This window comes from Reyranella aquatilis, from assembly GCF_020880995.1.
In the GTDB taxonomy this organism is placed as follows: Bacteria; Pseudomonadota; Alphaproteobacteria; order Reyranellales; family Reyranellaceae; genus Reyranella; species Reyranella aquatilis.
Genome location: NZ_JAJISD010000004.1, coordinates 1 through 13,631, shown reverse-complemented (window position 1 = coordinate 13,631; position 13,631 = coordinate 1). Strand labels below are relative to the sequence as shown.

The 13,631-nt window shown below is 67.3% G+C and carries 12 protein-coding genes; 7 read left to right on the top strand and 5 right to left on the bottom strand.

The genetic code is table 11. The features are described from left to right. Positions 1 to 35 precede the first annotated feature (35 nt). The 3 genes from pobA to LJ725_RS10445 all read left to right on the top strand — a co-directional run bounded on the left by pobA (position 36) and on the right by LJ725_RS10445 (position 3,530). Positions 36 to 1,217 (top strand): 4-hydroxybenzoate 3-monooxygenase, encoded by a 1,182-nt coding sequence (gene pobA, locus LJ725_RS10455; RefSeq protein ID WP_230550598.1) that lies wholly within the window; start codon positions 36 to 38, stop codon positions 1,215 to 1,217. A 73-nt stretch (positions 1,218 to 1,290) separates the two neighbouring features. Further along, on the top strand, positions 1,291 to 2,373 hold the full coding sequence (locus tag LJ725_RS10450) for an acyltransferase family protein (RefSeq protein ID WP_230550597.1): 1,083 nt from the start codon (positions 1,291 to 1,293) through the stop codon (positions 2,371 to 2,373). 50 nt (positions 2,374 to 2,423) lie between these two features. Then, complete coding sequence (locus LJ725_RS10445) at positions 2,424 to 3,530, top strand: SGNH/GDSL hydrolase family protein (protein WP_230550596.1); 1,107 nt, start codon at positions 2,424 to 2,426, stop codon at positions 3,528 to 3,530. On the opposite strand, the gene LJ725_RS10440 is transcribed toward LJ725_RS10445, so the two are convergent. Continuing rightward, complete coding sequence (locus LJ725_RS10440) at positions 3,531 to 4,199, bottom strand: TVP38/TMEM64 family protein (RefSeq protein ID WP_230550595.1); 669 nt, start codon at positions 4,197 to 4,199, stop codon at positions 3,531 to 3,533. A 23-nt stretch (positions 4,200 to 4,222) separates the two neighbouring features. Further along, positions 4,223 to 4,618, bottom strand: coding sequence for a GtrA family protein (locus LJ725_RS10435; protein ID WP_230550594.1), 396 nt, complete (start codon positions 4,616 to 4,618; stop codon positions 4,223 to 4,225). Between the two features lie 44 nt (positions 4,619 to 4,662). Here LJ725_RS10435 and LJ725_RS10430 point away from each other — a divergent pair, with 44 nt between their 5' ends. Further along, a complete protein-coding gene (locus LJ725_RS10430; RefSeq protein WP_230550593.1) occupies positions 4,663 to 6,282 on the top strand; it encodes a hypothetical protein in 1,620 nt (539 codons plus the stop codon). Between the two features lies 1 nt (position 6,283). On the opposite strand, the gene LJ725_RS10425 is transcribed toward LJ725_RS10430, so the two are convergent. Beyond that, positions 6,284 to 6,904 carry a hypothetical protein gene (locus LJ725_RS10425; RefSeq protein WP_230550592.1) on the bottom strand — a complete coding sequence of 207 codons (621 nt, stop codon included), beginning with the start codon at positions 6,902 to 6,904 and terminating at the stop codon, positions 6,284 to 6,286. Positions 6,905 to 7,081: 177 nt separating this feature from the next. Between LJ725_RS10425 and LJ725_RS10420 the strand changes: the two genes are divergently transcribed. Beyond that, positions 7,082 to 8,965, top strand: coding sequence for a tetratricopeptide repeat protein (locus tag LJ725_RS10420; protein WP_230550591.1), 1,884 nt, complete (start codon positions 7,082 to 7,084; stop codon positions 8,963 to 8,965). Positions 8,966 to 8,977: 12 nt separating this feature from the next. Here LJ725_RS10420 and LJ725_RS10415 read toward each other — a convergent pair whose 3' ends face one another. Further along, a complete protein-coding gene (locus tag LJ725_RS10415) occupies positions 8,978 to 9,448 on the bottom strand; it encodes a YHS domain-containing (seleno)protein (RefSeq protein WP_230550590.1) in 471 nt (156 codons plus the stop codon). 125 nt (positions 9,449 to 9,573) lie between these two features. Then, a complete protein-coding gene (gene ybaL, locus LJ725_RS10410) occupies positions 9,574 to 11,244 on the bottom strand; it encodes a YbaL family putative K(+) efflux transporter (protein WP_230550589.1) in 1,671 nt (556 codons plus the stop codon). A gap of 94 nt (positions 11,245 to 11,338) precedes the next feature. Here ybaL and LJ725_RS10405 point away from each other — a divergent pair, with 94 nt between their 5' ends. After that, positions 11,339 to 12,316, top strand: coding sequence for a Bug family tripartite tricarboxylate transporter substrate binding protein (locus LJ725_RS10405; protein WP_230550588.1), 978 nt, complete (start codon positions 11,339 to 11,341; stop codon positions 12,314 to 12,316). 181 nt (positions 12,317 to 12,497) lie between these two features. Continuing rightward, positions 12,498 to 13,475, top strand: a complete 978-nt coding sequence (locus LJ725_RS10400) for a Bug family tripartite tricarboxylate transporter substrate binding protein (RefSeq protein ID WP_230550587.1) — start codon at positions 12,498 to 12,500, stop codon at positions 13,473 to 13,475. The last annotated feature ends 156 nt before the right edge of the window (positions 13,476 to 13,631 follow it).

Below are 13,631 nucleotides of genomic sequence, written 5' to 3'. Positions count from 1 at the left end.
GGCCTAGCATCGAACAAACAGGGAGTGGGGAGGAGATGGCGCGCCAGCAACGGACGCAGGTCGGCATTGTTGGCGCGGGGCCGGCCGGTCTCCTGCTCGCCCGGCTGCTGAAGACCTACGGGATCGACAGCGTGATCCTCGAAGCCCGCTCCCGGGCCTATGTCGAAGCCCGCGTGCGCGCGGGCGTGCTCGAACAGGGAACGGTGGGGCTGCTCGAGCAGGCCGGTGTCGCCGAACGATTGCATCGCGAGGGGCTGGTGCATGAAGGCGTCGAACTGGCCGTCGACGGCCGGCGCTTCCGCATCGATCTCGCGGGCCTCTCGGGCAAGGCCGTCACCGTCTATGGCCAGAGCGAGGTCACGCGCGACCTGATCGCCGCGCGTCTCGCCGGCGACGGGCCGATCGTGTGGGAGGCGGCCGACGTCGAACTGCACGATCTCGAAAGCGATCGCCCGCGACTACGCTACAGCCTGGACGGCGTGGAGCATGAGCTCGCCTGCGACTTCATCGCCGGATGCGACGGCTTCCACGGCGCCAGCCGGGCGTCGATCCCTCCGGCTGCCGGCCGCTCTTTCGAACGCGCCTATCCGTTCGGCTGGCTGGGCATCCTGGCCGACGTGCCGCCCTGTTCGGATGAGTTGATCTATGCCAGCCACCCGCGCGGCTTCGCCCTGGCCTCGATGCGCTCGCGCACGCGCAGCCGCTATTACATCCAGTGCAGCCTCGACGAGAAGATCGAGGAATGGCCCGACGACCGCATCTGGGACGAACTGAAGAAGCGGTTCGGCCCCGAGGTTGCCCCCCACATCACGACCGGGCCGGCGCTGGAGAAGAGCATCACCGCGCTGCACAGTTTCGTTTTCCTGCCGATGCAGCACGGCCGGTTGTTCCTCGCGGGCGACGCTGCCCACATCGTGCCGCCGACCGGGGCCAAGGGCCTTAACCTCGCGGCCTCCGACATCCACTACCTGTCGCGGGCGCTGGAAGCGCACTACCGTCGCAACGACCCAACGCTCCTCGCCGCCTATGGCGAGACCGCGGCGGCTCGCGTCTGGAAGGCCGAGCGCTTCTCGTGGTGGCTCACCCTGGCGATGCACAAGCTCCATCCCGAGCACAGTTTCGAGGCCGGGATGCAACGCGCGGAGATCGACTATCTCGCCTCCTCGCGCGCCGCGCAGACGGTGTTCGCCGAAAATTACGTCGGACTGCCGTTCTGAGCCGGGAGTGGTTCCTATGGTCTCTCCGCGCGCTGCCAGCGTCATCGCAGGATACGGTTGAAGTGAATATCCCATGAATTCCGCGGCACGCCGCTTCCTGACACTCGACGGGACGCGCGGCATCGCGGCCATTTGCGTGATGCTCTTTCACTTCACGGCGAGCGGTCTGGCGTCGACGACGCTGTTTCCGAACGCGGTCGTCGCCGTCGACTATTTCTTCTGCCTGAGCGGCTTCATCCTGTCCTTCACGTACGAGCAGCGGCTGCGGGATGGCATGACGGTGGGCGCCTTCATGACACGCCGCCTGGTTCGTCTCTATCCGATGTATCTGCTCGGCCTCGGGCTCGGACTGGCGGCGGAACTCGCGACACCGAGCCTGCCCGGGGAATGGCGCCGCCTCGTCATGGCCACCGCGATGGCGCTGGTCTTCCTGCCGGCGTTCGCGCCGTTCGCCGTGCGCACGGGAACGCTCACGATCCACGACTTCATGTTTCCGCTCAACCCGCCCGCCTGGTCGCTGTTCTTCGAACTGGTTGCGAACTGGATCTACGGCATAGCGCGCCCTTCCACCCGGACCATCCTGGTGGCCATGGTGCTCTCCTTCGCCTGCTTCGCGCAGAGCGTGCAGTTCCACATCGTGCCACCGGGCTTCGGCCTGGGCACGTTCGGCGGTGGACTGGCGCGCGCCCTGTTCTTCTTCCTGGGCGGCGTGCTGGTGTTCCGTCTCTGGCAGCGCTTGCCACCGCGTCTGCCCGCTTTCTCGTCGATCCTGGCCTGCCTGATTTTCGTGGGGCTCTGCATGCTGCCCTACGGCAGGGCAACCTACCTCGGGTCGGCACTCTTGGTCCCGATCCTGGTGTGGGCGTCGACCGTCGAACCGGCAACGCGCCTCGAACAGCGCGCCTATGCCTGGCTCGGCGAAGTCTCATATCCCGTCTATGCGCTCCATGCGCCGCTGGTCATCTTCCTGCAACCGGCGACCGTCACACCGGGCACTCCCGCCTTTTCGCTGCCCTTCGTACTGGCCATGGCCGGCAGCGTCGTCATTGCCGCGTTCATCCTGTCGCGCCTCTGGGACATTCCGGTGCGCCGTGCGCTGGCCCGCCCGGCCGAACGTCTCCAGGCGAGGCTGGCGGGCCTTCCACCGAAGCCCTGAAGCGATCGCCCGGACTTCTCCCGGCAGTTGCGCAAACCTATAGTCGCGGCATGCAATCAGCTCCCGGCAAGCGCCCCCTCTCGCCCGCGGCCGAACGGGTGGGCGCGATCGCGCTGGTCGTCGTTTCCATCCTTATCGCGCTCGTCGGGCTGGAGCTGGTCACGCGCTTCAATCGCGGAAGCGAATGGCTGCTGCGATGGCCTAACTTCGTGCTGGCCTCGCAGGCCCGCTTCGAGGGCGAGCTGGGGCGCCAGTTCGCCTTCGATCCGCGTCTGGGCTTCGTCTCGCGGCCGGACTTCAAGTCACCGGAAGCCAATCACGATGCGCGCGGCTTCCGCGTCACGCCGGACGGCTCCGGTATGGCGGCTGGGGCGCCGGTGCTGGCCACCGGCGATTCCTTCACCTATGGCGCCGAGATCGCCGACGACGGGAGCTGGCCCGCGCTCCTGCAGGCCGATCTCGGGCGGAAGGTGTTGAACGCCGGCGTGGTCGGCTTTGGCCTCGACCAGATCGTCCTCTACACCGAACAGCTCGTGGCGCGGGACAGGCCCGGCCTCCTGGTCGTCGGTTTCATCGCCGACGATCTGCGGCGCAGCGAGTATCGTCGCCTGTGGGGGAAGGAGAAGCCGTACTTCGACCTGGTGGACGGCAAGCCCGTGCTGCGCAACGTGCCGGTCCCGCCCGACGCCACGATACCCTGGCACCTGCGTCTCCTGCGCGATGTGTTCGGCTGGTCCGCGCTGCTCGAGACGATCATGCGGCGGGTGGGCGATCCCTACGAATGGCAGGCGGCGGGCGTTCGCATCCTGCCGCGCGGGACGGGCGAGCAACTCGCCTGCCCGCTGATGGAGCGGCTGGCGGCGCTCGGCGTTCCGACCCTGATCGTCGGCCTATACGCGCCGCCGGTCTGGAACCTCGACCCGCGCCCGCCCTGGATCGTCGACGAGATCCGCCAGACCCGAGCGGTCCTCGCCTGCGCCGCCAAGGCCGGCATGGGCACGCTAGACACCTACGAAACGGTCGACCGGGCCGCGCAGGATCCCGGCAAGAAGGCGATCTTCTTCAACTTCCACATGTCGGCGGAGGGCAACCGTCGGATCGCGGCGGCCATCGCCGATGCGATCAGGGCCGGCGCGGCCAGGCGCGCGGTCCCCTAGTCATTTCCGCCAGCGCGACACCAGGATCTGCGCACCCACGGCGATGGCGACATAGGCGGCCACGCACAGGGCGAGCAGGACGATGTCGAGGAGGGAAGGGGACTGCAGGAACGCCATGAGTCGGTCGCCCATCAGCGAGACCACGATCAGGCCCGGCAGCATGCCGACCAGCGTTCCAATGATGAAATCGGGGAAGCGGATGCCGCTCGCACCGAGGGCGAGGTTGGTGAGGGTCCCCGGGGCGGCCGGCACGATCCGCAACCCCACGACGACCAGTACCCCGTGTTCCTTCGCCGCCCGCAGGACGGGCTGCACCCGGGGACCGAAGTTGCGGGCCACCGCGTCCTTGCCGAGCAATGCGCCGATAAAGTAGGGCGCCCATCCGCTGAAGAACACGCCGACGGCCGAATAGGCGAAGCCGGTCCAGCCGCCGAAGACGGTGGCGGTCGCCAGCACGACCCCATGGATCGGGAAGACAACGAGGCCGGCGACGATGAAGGCGGCAACGACCACGGCCGGCGCCCACGGATGGCCGCGGGTCGCGGCGAGCCACGCTCCGATCTTCTCGGGCGTTACGATGCCCAGCGATCCGACGGTCCACCAGGCTGCGGCGATGCCGACGACGGCAAACAGCAGGGCTGCAACGGCGAGCAGGAAGCGAAGTCGCATCGGCAGGGCTCGGAGCAGGCGGGCTATGGCTGGGAGCCGAAGACGAAGCGCTTGTCGAGCCGGTACTTTGCCCAGTAGCCGATCGCGAGGCCGATCACGCCGCCGACGTACCGCATGGTCGTCGTGTGGAACGTGTACCAGAAGGCCAGTTCGACCGCCCAGAAGATGGCCGTCGTCGCGACCCCCATGGCGGCGTACAGCAGGAACGTCATGAAGTCGTGGGCGGGGGAGGCCGGCCGGTAGGCGAAGATCAGGCGCTTGTCCCAGGTGTACTTGATCAGGAGGCCTACGGCGGTGCCGACGATCATGGAATAGTAGAGGCCGGTGCCCCCCAGCAGACGCCAGACGACTTCCTGGCTCGCAACGTTTCCAAGCGTTGCAACCAGCGCCCCCGCCAAATATATGACAACAATATTCATCGACGTGGCCAATATATCAGGTCACGGGTTCGAGGGGGAATTACGTGGAGCCGTATCCGCAGGGTCCTCTGCGTCAGCCCCGCACGAAGCGGCCGGCGCCCCGCGCCGTCGACAGGATCCTGGTCGCATTCCTTCTTGCGCTGATCGGTGCCTGCCTCCTGTTCAAGGTCGCCGAAAGCGCCAATCGCCTCCTGTCGACGGACCTCGTCGCGGTCGCGTTCGCCGAGGGCGGCGACGATGCCTATTACTATCTGACCATCGCGCGCAACGCCGCCCGCGGCGCCGGCATCACGATCGACGGCGTCGAATGGACGTCGGGCATCCAGCCGCTCTGGGCGCTTCTCTGCGCCATCGCCTATCTCGCCGGTTCCGACCGCGCGGCCTTCGCGATCCTCTATCTCGCCAGCTATGCCTTCTGGATCGGCGGCGCCTTGCTGCTCGTGCTGTTCGTGCAGCGCGCGACGCGGCTGCCGTTCCCCATCCTGGCCATACCGCTGGTCGCGGGCCTCTTCCTCTGGGACCGCCAGCTGAACGAACTCTATGTGAACGGCATGGAGAGCGGGCTCTACCTTTCCGCACTGCTTCTCTTCCTGGTGGTCGCGCAGCGCAGTGCCGGAATGACGGTGCGCACGCCAAGCCTGAGGCGCGCCGCCGCGATGGGCGTGAGCGCAGGCATCCTGATGCTCGCGCGCAACGATGGCGTCTTCGTCTGCGCGTTCGTCATGCTGGCCCTGCTGGTCGCGGACCGCTCGCGGGCCCGTTTCTTCGAACTGGTCGTCGCCGGCCTGATTGCCTGTGTGCTGGTCCTCCCGTGGATCGCCTACTGCTATTGGGTGGCGGGACTGTTCGTGCCCCAGAGCGGCGTGGCGACCTCGTCGGCGCTGCGTCCCTTCAGTCATCCGGCCGATACGATCCGTGCCTTCATCGTGTCCTTCGTGCCGCTGCTGTTCGTGCGCCTGCGGGGAATCCTCACCGAGCCGCCGATCGTCGGCGGCTTGGTGGCGGCGGTCCTGACGGTCGGTCTGGCGATCGCCGTGTTCCGCCCGCGGTCCACGCTGGCGGATGCCCCGACACGCCTCGTGCTGCTGGCGCTCGCGGCATCGAACGTCGTGCTGCTCGCCTACTATCCGCTGGTCAGCTCCGCGGTCCAGTTCTACGAGCGCTACTTCGGCCCGGTGAAGCTGCTGATCGTCATCCTGCTGTCGCTGGTGATCGTCGCCGCGGCGCGGCGCTTCGAGTCGTCGAGGGTGTTCGCCGCCGCGGCATCGGCGGTTCTGCTCGCCGCCATCCTGTCGAACGTCTACTGGATCGCCGAGCCCTGGGGAGTGGCCTACCGGGGCTATTTCGGCTCCTCCGCCTACGCGCTCGCCCGGTCGCCGTTCATGTCGGACGGATCACGGATCGGCATGATGGAGTCGGGACGCTTCGGCTTCATGCTGCCGGACCGCGTCGTCAACCTCGACGGCAAGATGCGGGTTCCCGCCCTGCGCGCGCTGCAACAGGGCAAGCTCGGCGAAGAGATCACACGCGGCAATTTTGACTACATCCTGCTGAACATCTTCGACGAGGCCTTCTTCGACGAGCGTGCTCCGGGCTGGCGCCAGCGCTATGTCCCGGCCGGCAAGCTCGGGACGCTCGCCGTATTCAAGCGCAAGCCGCAATAGGCTATTGCGGCCAGCCGAGTTCGATCTCCACGACGACCGGCTTCACCTGTCGCACGGCGCTGTCGGTCGACAGGAACTCGACGTCGCCGTTCACCTTGTCGAGCGCATCGCCGGGCGCGTCCTTCGCCGGGTCGAAGCGCAGCGAGAGGTTGCAGCCTCCGACCGGCTTGTCGAGGCGCCCGCCGTCCCAGCTGTTGCTGTAGCCGCCCAGGTCCCAGCCGAAGCCCGTCAGCGTGAAGGGCTTGCCGTTCATCGTCTCGATCTCCGCAAGCGTGGCGCCGTTGGCGACCGGCTTGTCGAGGCCCGTGACGGCGACCGGCCAGGTCGAGCCGTTGCGGATGATCACGACATTGGGGCGTGCGTAGGCGTCGTGCCACAGGATGTCGATGCGCTTCTCCGGATCCTTCGCAAAGATGACGGTACCGGGCTCCGTATTGCCCTCCCCGACGGGAATGTTCGCACGTTCGACGTTCTCGGCGCCGAAGAACCGGGCGAGGGTGCGTTCGTCGGCGTTGCGGGCAAAGGGGCCGGTGCAGTCGAGGACCGGCGGGATCTGGCCCTGGGCGACCGTGGGGTTCGCAATGACGATGCAGATCAGGCAGGCAAGGCGTGATGGGAACATTTCGCTTTCGAACCGCTCTGGCGGTGGGTACTGCCGGAGCGCCATATTGGGGGTGCCGCCAGGAGGCAGCCGAATGACCGAGGATATCGTCTTTTATCATAACCCGCGGTCGTGGGCCCAAATGGTCCGCGAAGATCATGCAGCTCGGCTGAACGCCGCCCGTTGACGCGCGCGACGATGCCGGCCGATACCTCCAACCGTCGACTCGCGACCATCCTGTTCGCCGATGTCGTCGGCTACAGCCGCATGATGCGTGCCGACGAGGAACGCACACTCGTCGACCTCCGTGCGCATCTGGCCGAACTGGTGGCGCCCGTGATCGAGCGTTTTCACGGCCGTATCGTGAAAACGGTGGGTGACGGCGTGATGGTCGAATTCGGCAGCGCTGTCGAGGCGGTCCGCTCTGCCGTCGAGCTGCAGCGAGGGATGACGGAGCGTAACGCGGGGGTGCCGGCCGATCGGCGACAGACCTTTCGCATAGGCTTGCATCTGGGGGACGTCATCGCCTCCGACGGGGATGTGTTCGGCGACACGGTCAATGTCGCTGCCCGCCTGCAGGGTGTGGCCGAGCCGGGCGCCATCGTTCTGTCGGTCGCCGTCTACGAGCAGGTGCGCGACAAGCTCGACCTGCCGTTCCGCGACCTCGGCAATCGCTCGGTGAAGAACATCGACCGACCGGTCCGCATTTATGCGCTCGATCCCTCGGCGCTGGCGGAAGGCGTGGCGGTCCCGGCGGTTCAGGGAAGACGACACAGGCGGTTAACGGCCGCCATTGCGGCTGTCGTGGCGGTCGCTCTCGCGGGCGCCGGGGCCTTCGCGGTCTACTCCGATCGTATTGTCCTGCCGGCGCAAGAGGGGCCGCCGGCCGCGCGCGTGCCGGCCGAGGCAGGCCTCTCGGTGGCCGTGCTGGTCTTCGCCAATCAGAGTGGCGATCCCGGCCAGGATTATTTCTCCGATGGGCTGACCGAGGACATCACGCGCGCGCTCGGCCGGTTCAAGCAACTCACCGTGCTGTCCTACGGGGCGGTGCTGCCTTTTCGCGGCCGGAATCTGCCGCTGCAGGATATCGGGCGCGCCCTCAACGCCCGATACATCGTCGGCGGGACGGTCCGCCGCATGGGCCCGCGGGTGCGGGTTACCACCCAGCTCAGCGACGCCATGAGCGGCACGCAGCTATGGTCCGAGCAGTACGACGACGATCTGGGCGACATTTTCGCCGTCCAGGAGCGCATCGCGCGCCGGATCGCCGGCACGCTCGCGACCAACCTCCAGCAGATCGCCCTGCGGCAAAGCCTGCGCAAGCCCCCCGACGATCTCGATGCCTACGACATGCTCTTGCGGGGCCGCGCAATGGCGACGGAGGCGACCCGGTCCGGCAACCGCGCGGCGCGCGAGATGCTGGAGAAGGCGATGCTGATGGCGCCCAACTATGCGGACGCCTATGCCGAACTGGCTGAAAAGTATTTCGAGCGCGCCACCTTCGGCTGGTCCGAGTTCGCGCGGCAGGACATTGACACCGCAATCCGCTACGCGCAGAAGGCGATCACCCTCGACGACGAAAGCGTGCTGGCGCACGGCGTGCTCGCCCGCGCCTATGCCGCCACCCAGAAATACGATCTCGCGCTCGCCGAATCGGAGCGCGCGCTCGACATCAATCCCAGCGATGCCGACGTTCTCATGGCGCGCGCCGCGGTCCTGTTGTGGACGGGCCGCCTCGAGGAGTCGATCGCGACGGCGGAAGCCGCCCTTCGTCTCAATCCCAATGTCGGTCCCGAGGCCGCTCTCAACCTCGGCATCGCCTATCTGCTGAGCCGCCGCTACGCCGATGCGGTGCGGCTGCTCGAGGCCGTCCGTGCCCGCTTTCCCGCCTATCCGTTGCTCGACCTGCCGCTGGCAGGCGCGTACGCCGAAATGGGCCGCAACACGGAGGCCAGCGAGGCCTTGGCGGAAGGGCTGCGCAAGAACCCGCATCTCGACGCCGCGAGCTTCGGTACCCGGTTTCAGGATCCGGTGCTGCAGCGCCGGGTGGAAGACAGCCTGCGCAAGGCTGGACTGAACTGAAGCGCGCCTGTGCTACTGGCTCGGCGCGTCCTTCAGCGTCCGCCAGTTGCTGTCTGCGCGTGAAGCATTCGCCTCGGTGTCCTGGCGGAAGCGCTCCGAGCCGGCGGCACTGGCGAAAACGTAGAGGCGGCCGCTTGAGATCGTCCAGATGGTCGGGTCCGACTCGCGACGATTGCCATTCGCCATGTTCATCGCGCACTGACCGCCGAACTGCGGCGCGTACCTGTCGGGATCCGCCCTGAACATCTCGCGATGCCGGGCACTGGCGAAGCGGTAGCGCACACCGTCCCAGAGCAGTTCATACGTGGCGACGCCCGGCGTCGCCGCGCCCAGGGTAAAGTATGCCACCGGGTCATACCCCTTCAGGCCAAGACGCTCGGCAGGCGCCGGGATCGATTGCGCGAACGCCGGAATAGCCCGGGCCGAGCTGCCGACGATGGCGATCGAGGCCACCCCCCACAGGAACGCGCGACGCGAAGACATGCTCACTCTCCCAAACAGGCCGGCCGTTCGGCGCATTCGCCGGGCCGGGAGATCGCGAAGTGAGCCTCAATTAGGGCCGGATGGGGGCGTCCTGTAAACGGTCGTTCAATGCAGATCAGAGCCGCCTAGACCGGCACGGAAGCCGCCAGGTCGCCACGCCCACGCTCCAGCATGCGGTGCGCGATCTCGGTCTCGCCCAGGACGATGAGATTGGCGCCGAGCTTGTCGAAATGCTCGACCGTCGCGCTCGAATGAGCCCGGGCCAGAATGTCGAGCTTCGGATTCACAGCGCGTGCCTGCTGGATGAGCTGGCCCGCCTCGAAGGCCTCGGGGATGGTGACGTAGAGGCGACGGGCGCCGGCGAGGTTGATGGCGGCGATCAGCGCGGGTTCGGCCGCGTTGCCCGAGAACACTTCCGCCCCGTCCTTGCGCGCCCGCTCGACGCCCGCGTCGCTCGCCTCCACGACGATCAGGTTGCCGCCGTCGGCCTTCAGGCCGGCGCCGACCATCGCGCCGACGCGGCCGTAGCCGATGACGATGTCGTGGCCGGTGAGGGTCGTCGGCGTGAGATCGGTCGTGGGCTCGTCGGGCTTGTCGGCCGGCGCGCTCTCCTTGTGGCCGCCCAGGCGCTCCAGCAGAGCGAAGACGAAAGGGTTCACCATGATCGACACGATGGCGCCGGCCAGGATGAGGTCGCGCGCTTCCTTAGGCACCATGTTCAGGGTGATGCCGATGCCGATCAGGATGAAGGAGAACTCGCCGATCTGGGCCAGGCTCGCCGAGACGGTGAAGGCGGTCGAGCGGCTGTGGCCGAAGGCGCGGACGATCAGGTAGGCAGCCACCGACTTGCCGACGACGATGATCGCGATGGTGGCGATCACCGCCAGCGGCGCGTCCACGAACACGCTCGGATTGAGCAGCATGCCCACCGAGACGAAGAACAGCACCGCGAAGGCGTCGCGCAGCGGGATGGCTTCTTCCGCGGCGCGCTGGCTGAGGTCGCTCTCGCCCAGCACCATGCCGGCGAAGAAGGCGCCGAGCGCGAAGGAGACGTCGAAGAAGTAGTGCGCGCCGTAGGCGACGCCGAGCGCCACGGCATAGACGGCCAGCCGGAACAGTTCGCGCGAGCCGGTATGGGCGGTGTGGTGCATCAGCCAGGGGATGAGGCGCCTCCCGACGATCAGCATGATCGCCACGAAGATCGAGACCTTGGCCAGAACGATGAGCAGCGAGAAGAGGATGCGGGTGGCCGGCACGCCGTTGTCCGCCGTCGCCAGCGCCAGCGCCGGCAACAGGACCAGCGCCAGGACCATGGCAAGATCCTCGACGACCAGCCAGCCGACCGCGATGCGGCCGCGGTGGGTTTCGAGGATGTGCCGGTCCTGCAGGGCGCGGATGAGGACGACGGTGCTTGCGACCGAGAGGGCGAGGCCGAAGACGAAGCCGGCCAGCGGCGGCCAGCCCAGCGCCCAGGACAGGCCCGCCCCCATTGCGGTGGCGACGGCGATCTGCCCGACGGCGCCGGGGATGGCGATTTTCGCGACCGAGAGCAGGTCCTTCAGCGAGAAGTGCAGGCCGACGCCGAACATCAGCAGGATGACGCCGATCTCGGCGAGTTCGGTGGCCAGCGCCGGATCGGCCGTGAAGCCCGGTGTGTAGGGGCCGACCAGGACGCCGGCGAGGAGGTATCCGACCAGCGGCTGAATGCGCAGCCGCTGCGCGATCAGACCGAATATGAAGGCGAGCATCAGACCCGCAGCAATGGTGGCGATGAGCGGGGTGTGCTGCTCCGGCATCCGGCGTTTCTCTCCGCGAGTGATTGGGCCCACTCCGATGTGGCGTTCGGCGGCGGAAATTGCAATCTGTCTGAAGCGGATTGGAGGAAACGAAATGACGGTATCGCGACGTACACTGCTGGGTACGGGCCTGGCGCTGACGGCAACGGCCGCTGCGGGCGCGCCGGGGTGGGCGCAGAATTTTCCGACCAAGCCCATTCGCTGGATCGCGCCCTTCGCGGCCGGCGGCAATTACGACCTGACGTCCCGGCTGGTCGGCGAGGCGATGTCGCGCAACCTCGGCCAGCAGGTGATCGTCGACAACCGGCCGGGCGCCGGCGGCCTGGTGGGTGCCGAGGCCGCGGCGAGTGCGCCGGCCGACGGCTACACCGTGGTCATGGGCAGCTTCAGCGTTCTGTTCGTCTCGCCTTACCTCGCGGGCAAGCCGTCGCTGGTGCCGCAGTTCGCGCCGATCAGTCTGCTGTCGACCGTGCCGATGATCCTCGTCGGCAAGCCCGACGGCCGCTTCGCCGACATCCGCGCGGTGCTGGCCGAGGCGAAGGCCAAGCCGGGTACGGTGAGCATCGGCCATGCCGGAAACGGCACCACCAACCACATCGCCATCCTGCGCCTCGAGGTGAACGAGAGCGTGAAGTTCAACATCATCCCGTACAAGGGCTCGGGCCCCGGCCTCAACGATCTGATGGCCGGCCAGATCGACCTCTACATGGACCAGCTCACGACCTCGCTGCCGCAGATCAGGGCGGGCAAGCTGAAAGGCATGCTGGCGATGAGTCCGGAGCGGGTCGCACAGTTGCCCGACATGCCCTCGCTCACCGACATCGGCAGCAAGCCGTTCGACGGCGGCACCACCGCCGGCCTGCTGGCGCGCGTCGAGACGCCCCGGCCGATCCTGGCCACGCTCAACGGCAGCGTGGTGACGGCGCTGAAGGAGCCCGCGGTCGCGACCAAGCTCGCCGAGTTGGGTGCCGTGCCGCGGCCCTCGACCATGGAAGAGTTCGCAGCCTACATGAAGGACCAGGAGGTCGGCGTTAGCGCACTTGTGAAGTCGGGTTTGTTGAAACCCGAGTGAGCGGGTGTCATGTCGGACGCCATGACAAACATCCTCCGGACGATTGCGCTGGTCGTGGCTCTGGCCATCACCGGTTCCGTGGCGGGTTGCGCGAATTCTGGCATCCCCCAGGATGGGCGATATCAGACACACGGTACCGGCTGGGATAACTGGCGGGGCTGACAAAAACAAAGGGGGGAACATGAAACTCGACAGACGCGGCCTGCTGGGCGTCGGCGTCGCAGGCCTCGCGATGGCAGGCCTCGCACGACACGCTGCGGCGCAGTCGTTCCCCTCCCGACAGATCCGCTGGGTCATCCCCTTTGCGCCCGGCGGAAACTACGACGTCACTGCCCGCATCGTCTCCGATCCGATGGGCCGCCATCTCGGCCAAGGCATCCTGATCGACAACAAGCCGGGCGCCGGCGGCGTGGTAGGGCTCGAAGCCGCGCTCAACACGCCGCCCGACGGCTATACGATCTCGATGGCCAGCTTCACCGTCGCGTACGTCGCGCCGTTGTTCGCCGGCAAGCAGCCGCTGCTGCCGCAGATGGCGCCGGTCAGCATCCTGACGACCGTGCCCACGCTCGTGGTCACGCGAGCCGACAGCCGCTTCCGCGACATGAAGAGTGCGCTGGCGGAGGTCCGCGCCAAGCCCGGCACCGTCACGATCGGTCATGCCGGCAACGGCACCACCAACCATGTCGGCATCCTGCGCCTGCAGCTGAACGAGGACCTGAAGTTCAACATCATCCCCTATCGCGGCGCCGGCCCTGGCATCGCGGACCTGCTGGCGGGCAATCTCGACCTGTTCACCGATCAGCTCACCAGTTCCATGCCGCACATCCAGTCCGGCAAGCTCAGGCCGCTCGCGACCCTCAGCCTCGAACGCGTGCCCGATCTGCCCAACGTGCCGACCATGGGCGACATCGGCCTCAAGCCGTTCGACGGGAACACGACGGCCGGGGTGTTCACCCGTCCCGATACACCCAAGCCCATCATCGCGCGCCTGAACGAGGGCGTGGTCGCTGGCCTCAAGGACGAGGCGGCCAACAGGAAACTGCGCGAGCTGGGCGCCATCGTGCGCCCCTCGACACCCGAGGAATTCACCGCAGCCCTCAAGGCCGACGAGGCCAATGTGTCCGAACTGCTGAAGCTGGGTTTGCTCAAGCCTGAATAGGCTTCAGTGTCTTTCACCTCGTGTTTACCCACCCAACCTCATCCTGAGCGACCGTCGTGAGGGTCAAGCGTTTGCCCATGGCTTTTTGTCCCTGAGGATTGCGTTGAGGATGGTCACGAGCTTGCGCATGCAGGCGACGATGGCGACCTTTGCGGG

What these genes read in the sequence shown, in the direction of transcription:
- LJ725_RS10450 (WP_230550597.1), top strand. Translation starts at nt 1,291, where the DNA reads ATGAATTCCGCGGCACGCCGCTTCCTGACACTCGACGGGACGCGCGGC.
- LJ725_RS10440 (WP_230550595.1), bottom strand. Translation starts at nt 4,199, where the DNA reads ATGCGACTTCGCTTCCTGCTCGCCGTTGCAGCCCTGCTGTTTGCCGTC.
- LJ725_RS10425 (WP_230550592.1), bottom strand. Translation starts at nt 6,904, where the DNA reads ATGTTCCCATCACGCCTTGCCTGCCTGATCTGCATCGTCATTGCGAAC.
- pobA (WP_230550598.1), top strand. Translation starts at nt 36, where the DNA reads ATGGCGCGCCAGCAACGGACGCAGGTCGGCATTGTTGGCGCGGGGCCG.
- LJ725_RS10435 (WP_230550594.1), bottom strand. Translation starts at nt 4,618, where the DNA reads ATGAATATTGTTGTCATATATTTGGCGGGGGCGCTGGTTGCAACGCTT.
- LJ725_RS10415 (WP_230550590.1), bottom strand. Translation starts at nt 9,448, where the DNA reads ATGTCTTCGCGTCGCGCGTTCCTGTGGGGGGTGGCCTCGATCGCCATC.
- LJ725_RS10445 (WP_230550596.1), top strand. Translation starts at nt 2,424, where the DNA reads ATGCAATCAGCTCCCGGCAAGCGCCCCCTCTCGCCCGCGGCCGAACGG.
- LJ725_RS10400 (WP_230550587.1), top strand. Translation starts at nt 12,498, where the DNA reads ATGAAACTCGACAGACGCGGCCTGCTGGGCGTCGGCGTCGCAGGCCTC.
- ybaL (WP_230550589.1), bottom strand. Translation starts at nt 11,244, where the DNA reads ATGCCGGAGCAGCACACCCCGCTCATCGCCACCATTGCTGCGGGTCTG.
- LJ725_RS10405 (WP_230550588.1), top strand. Translation starts at nt 11,339, where the DNA reads ATGACGGTATCGCGACGTACACTGCTGGGTACGGGCCTGGCGCTGACG.
- LJ725_RS10420 (WP_230550591.1), top strand. Translation starts at nt 7,082, where the DNA reads ATGCCGGCCGATACCTCCAACCGTCGACTCGCGACCATCCTGTTCGCC.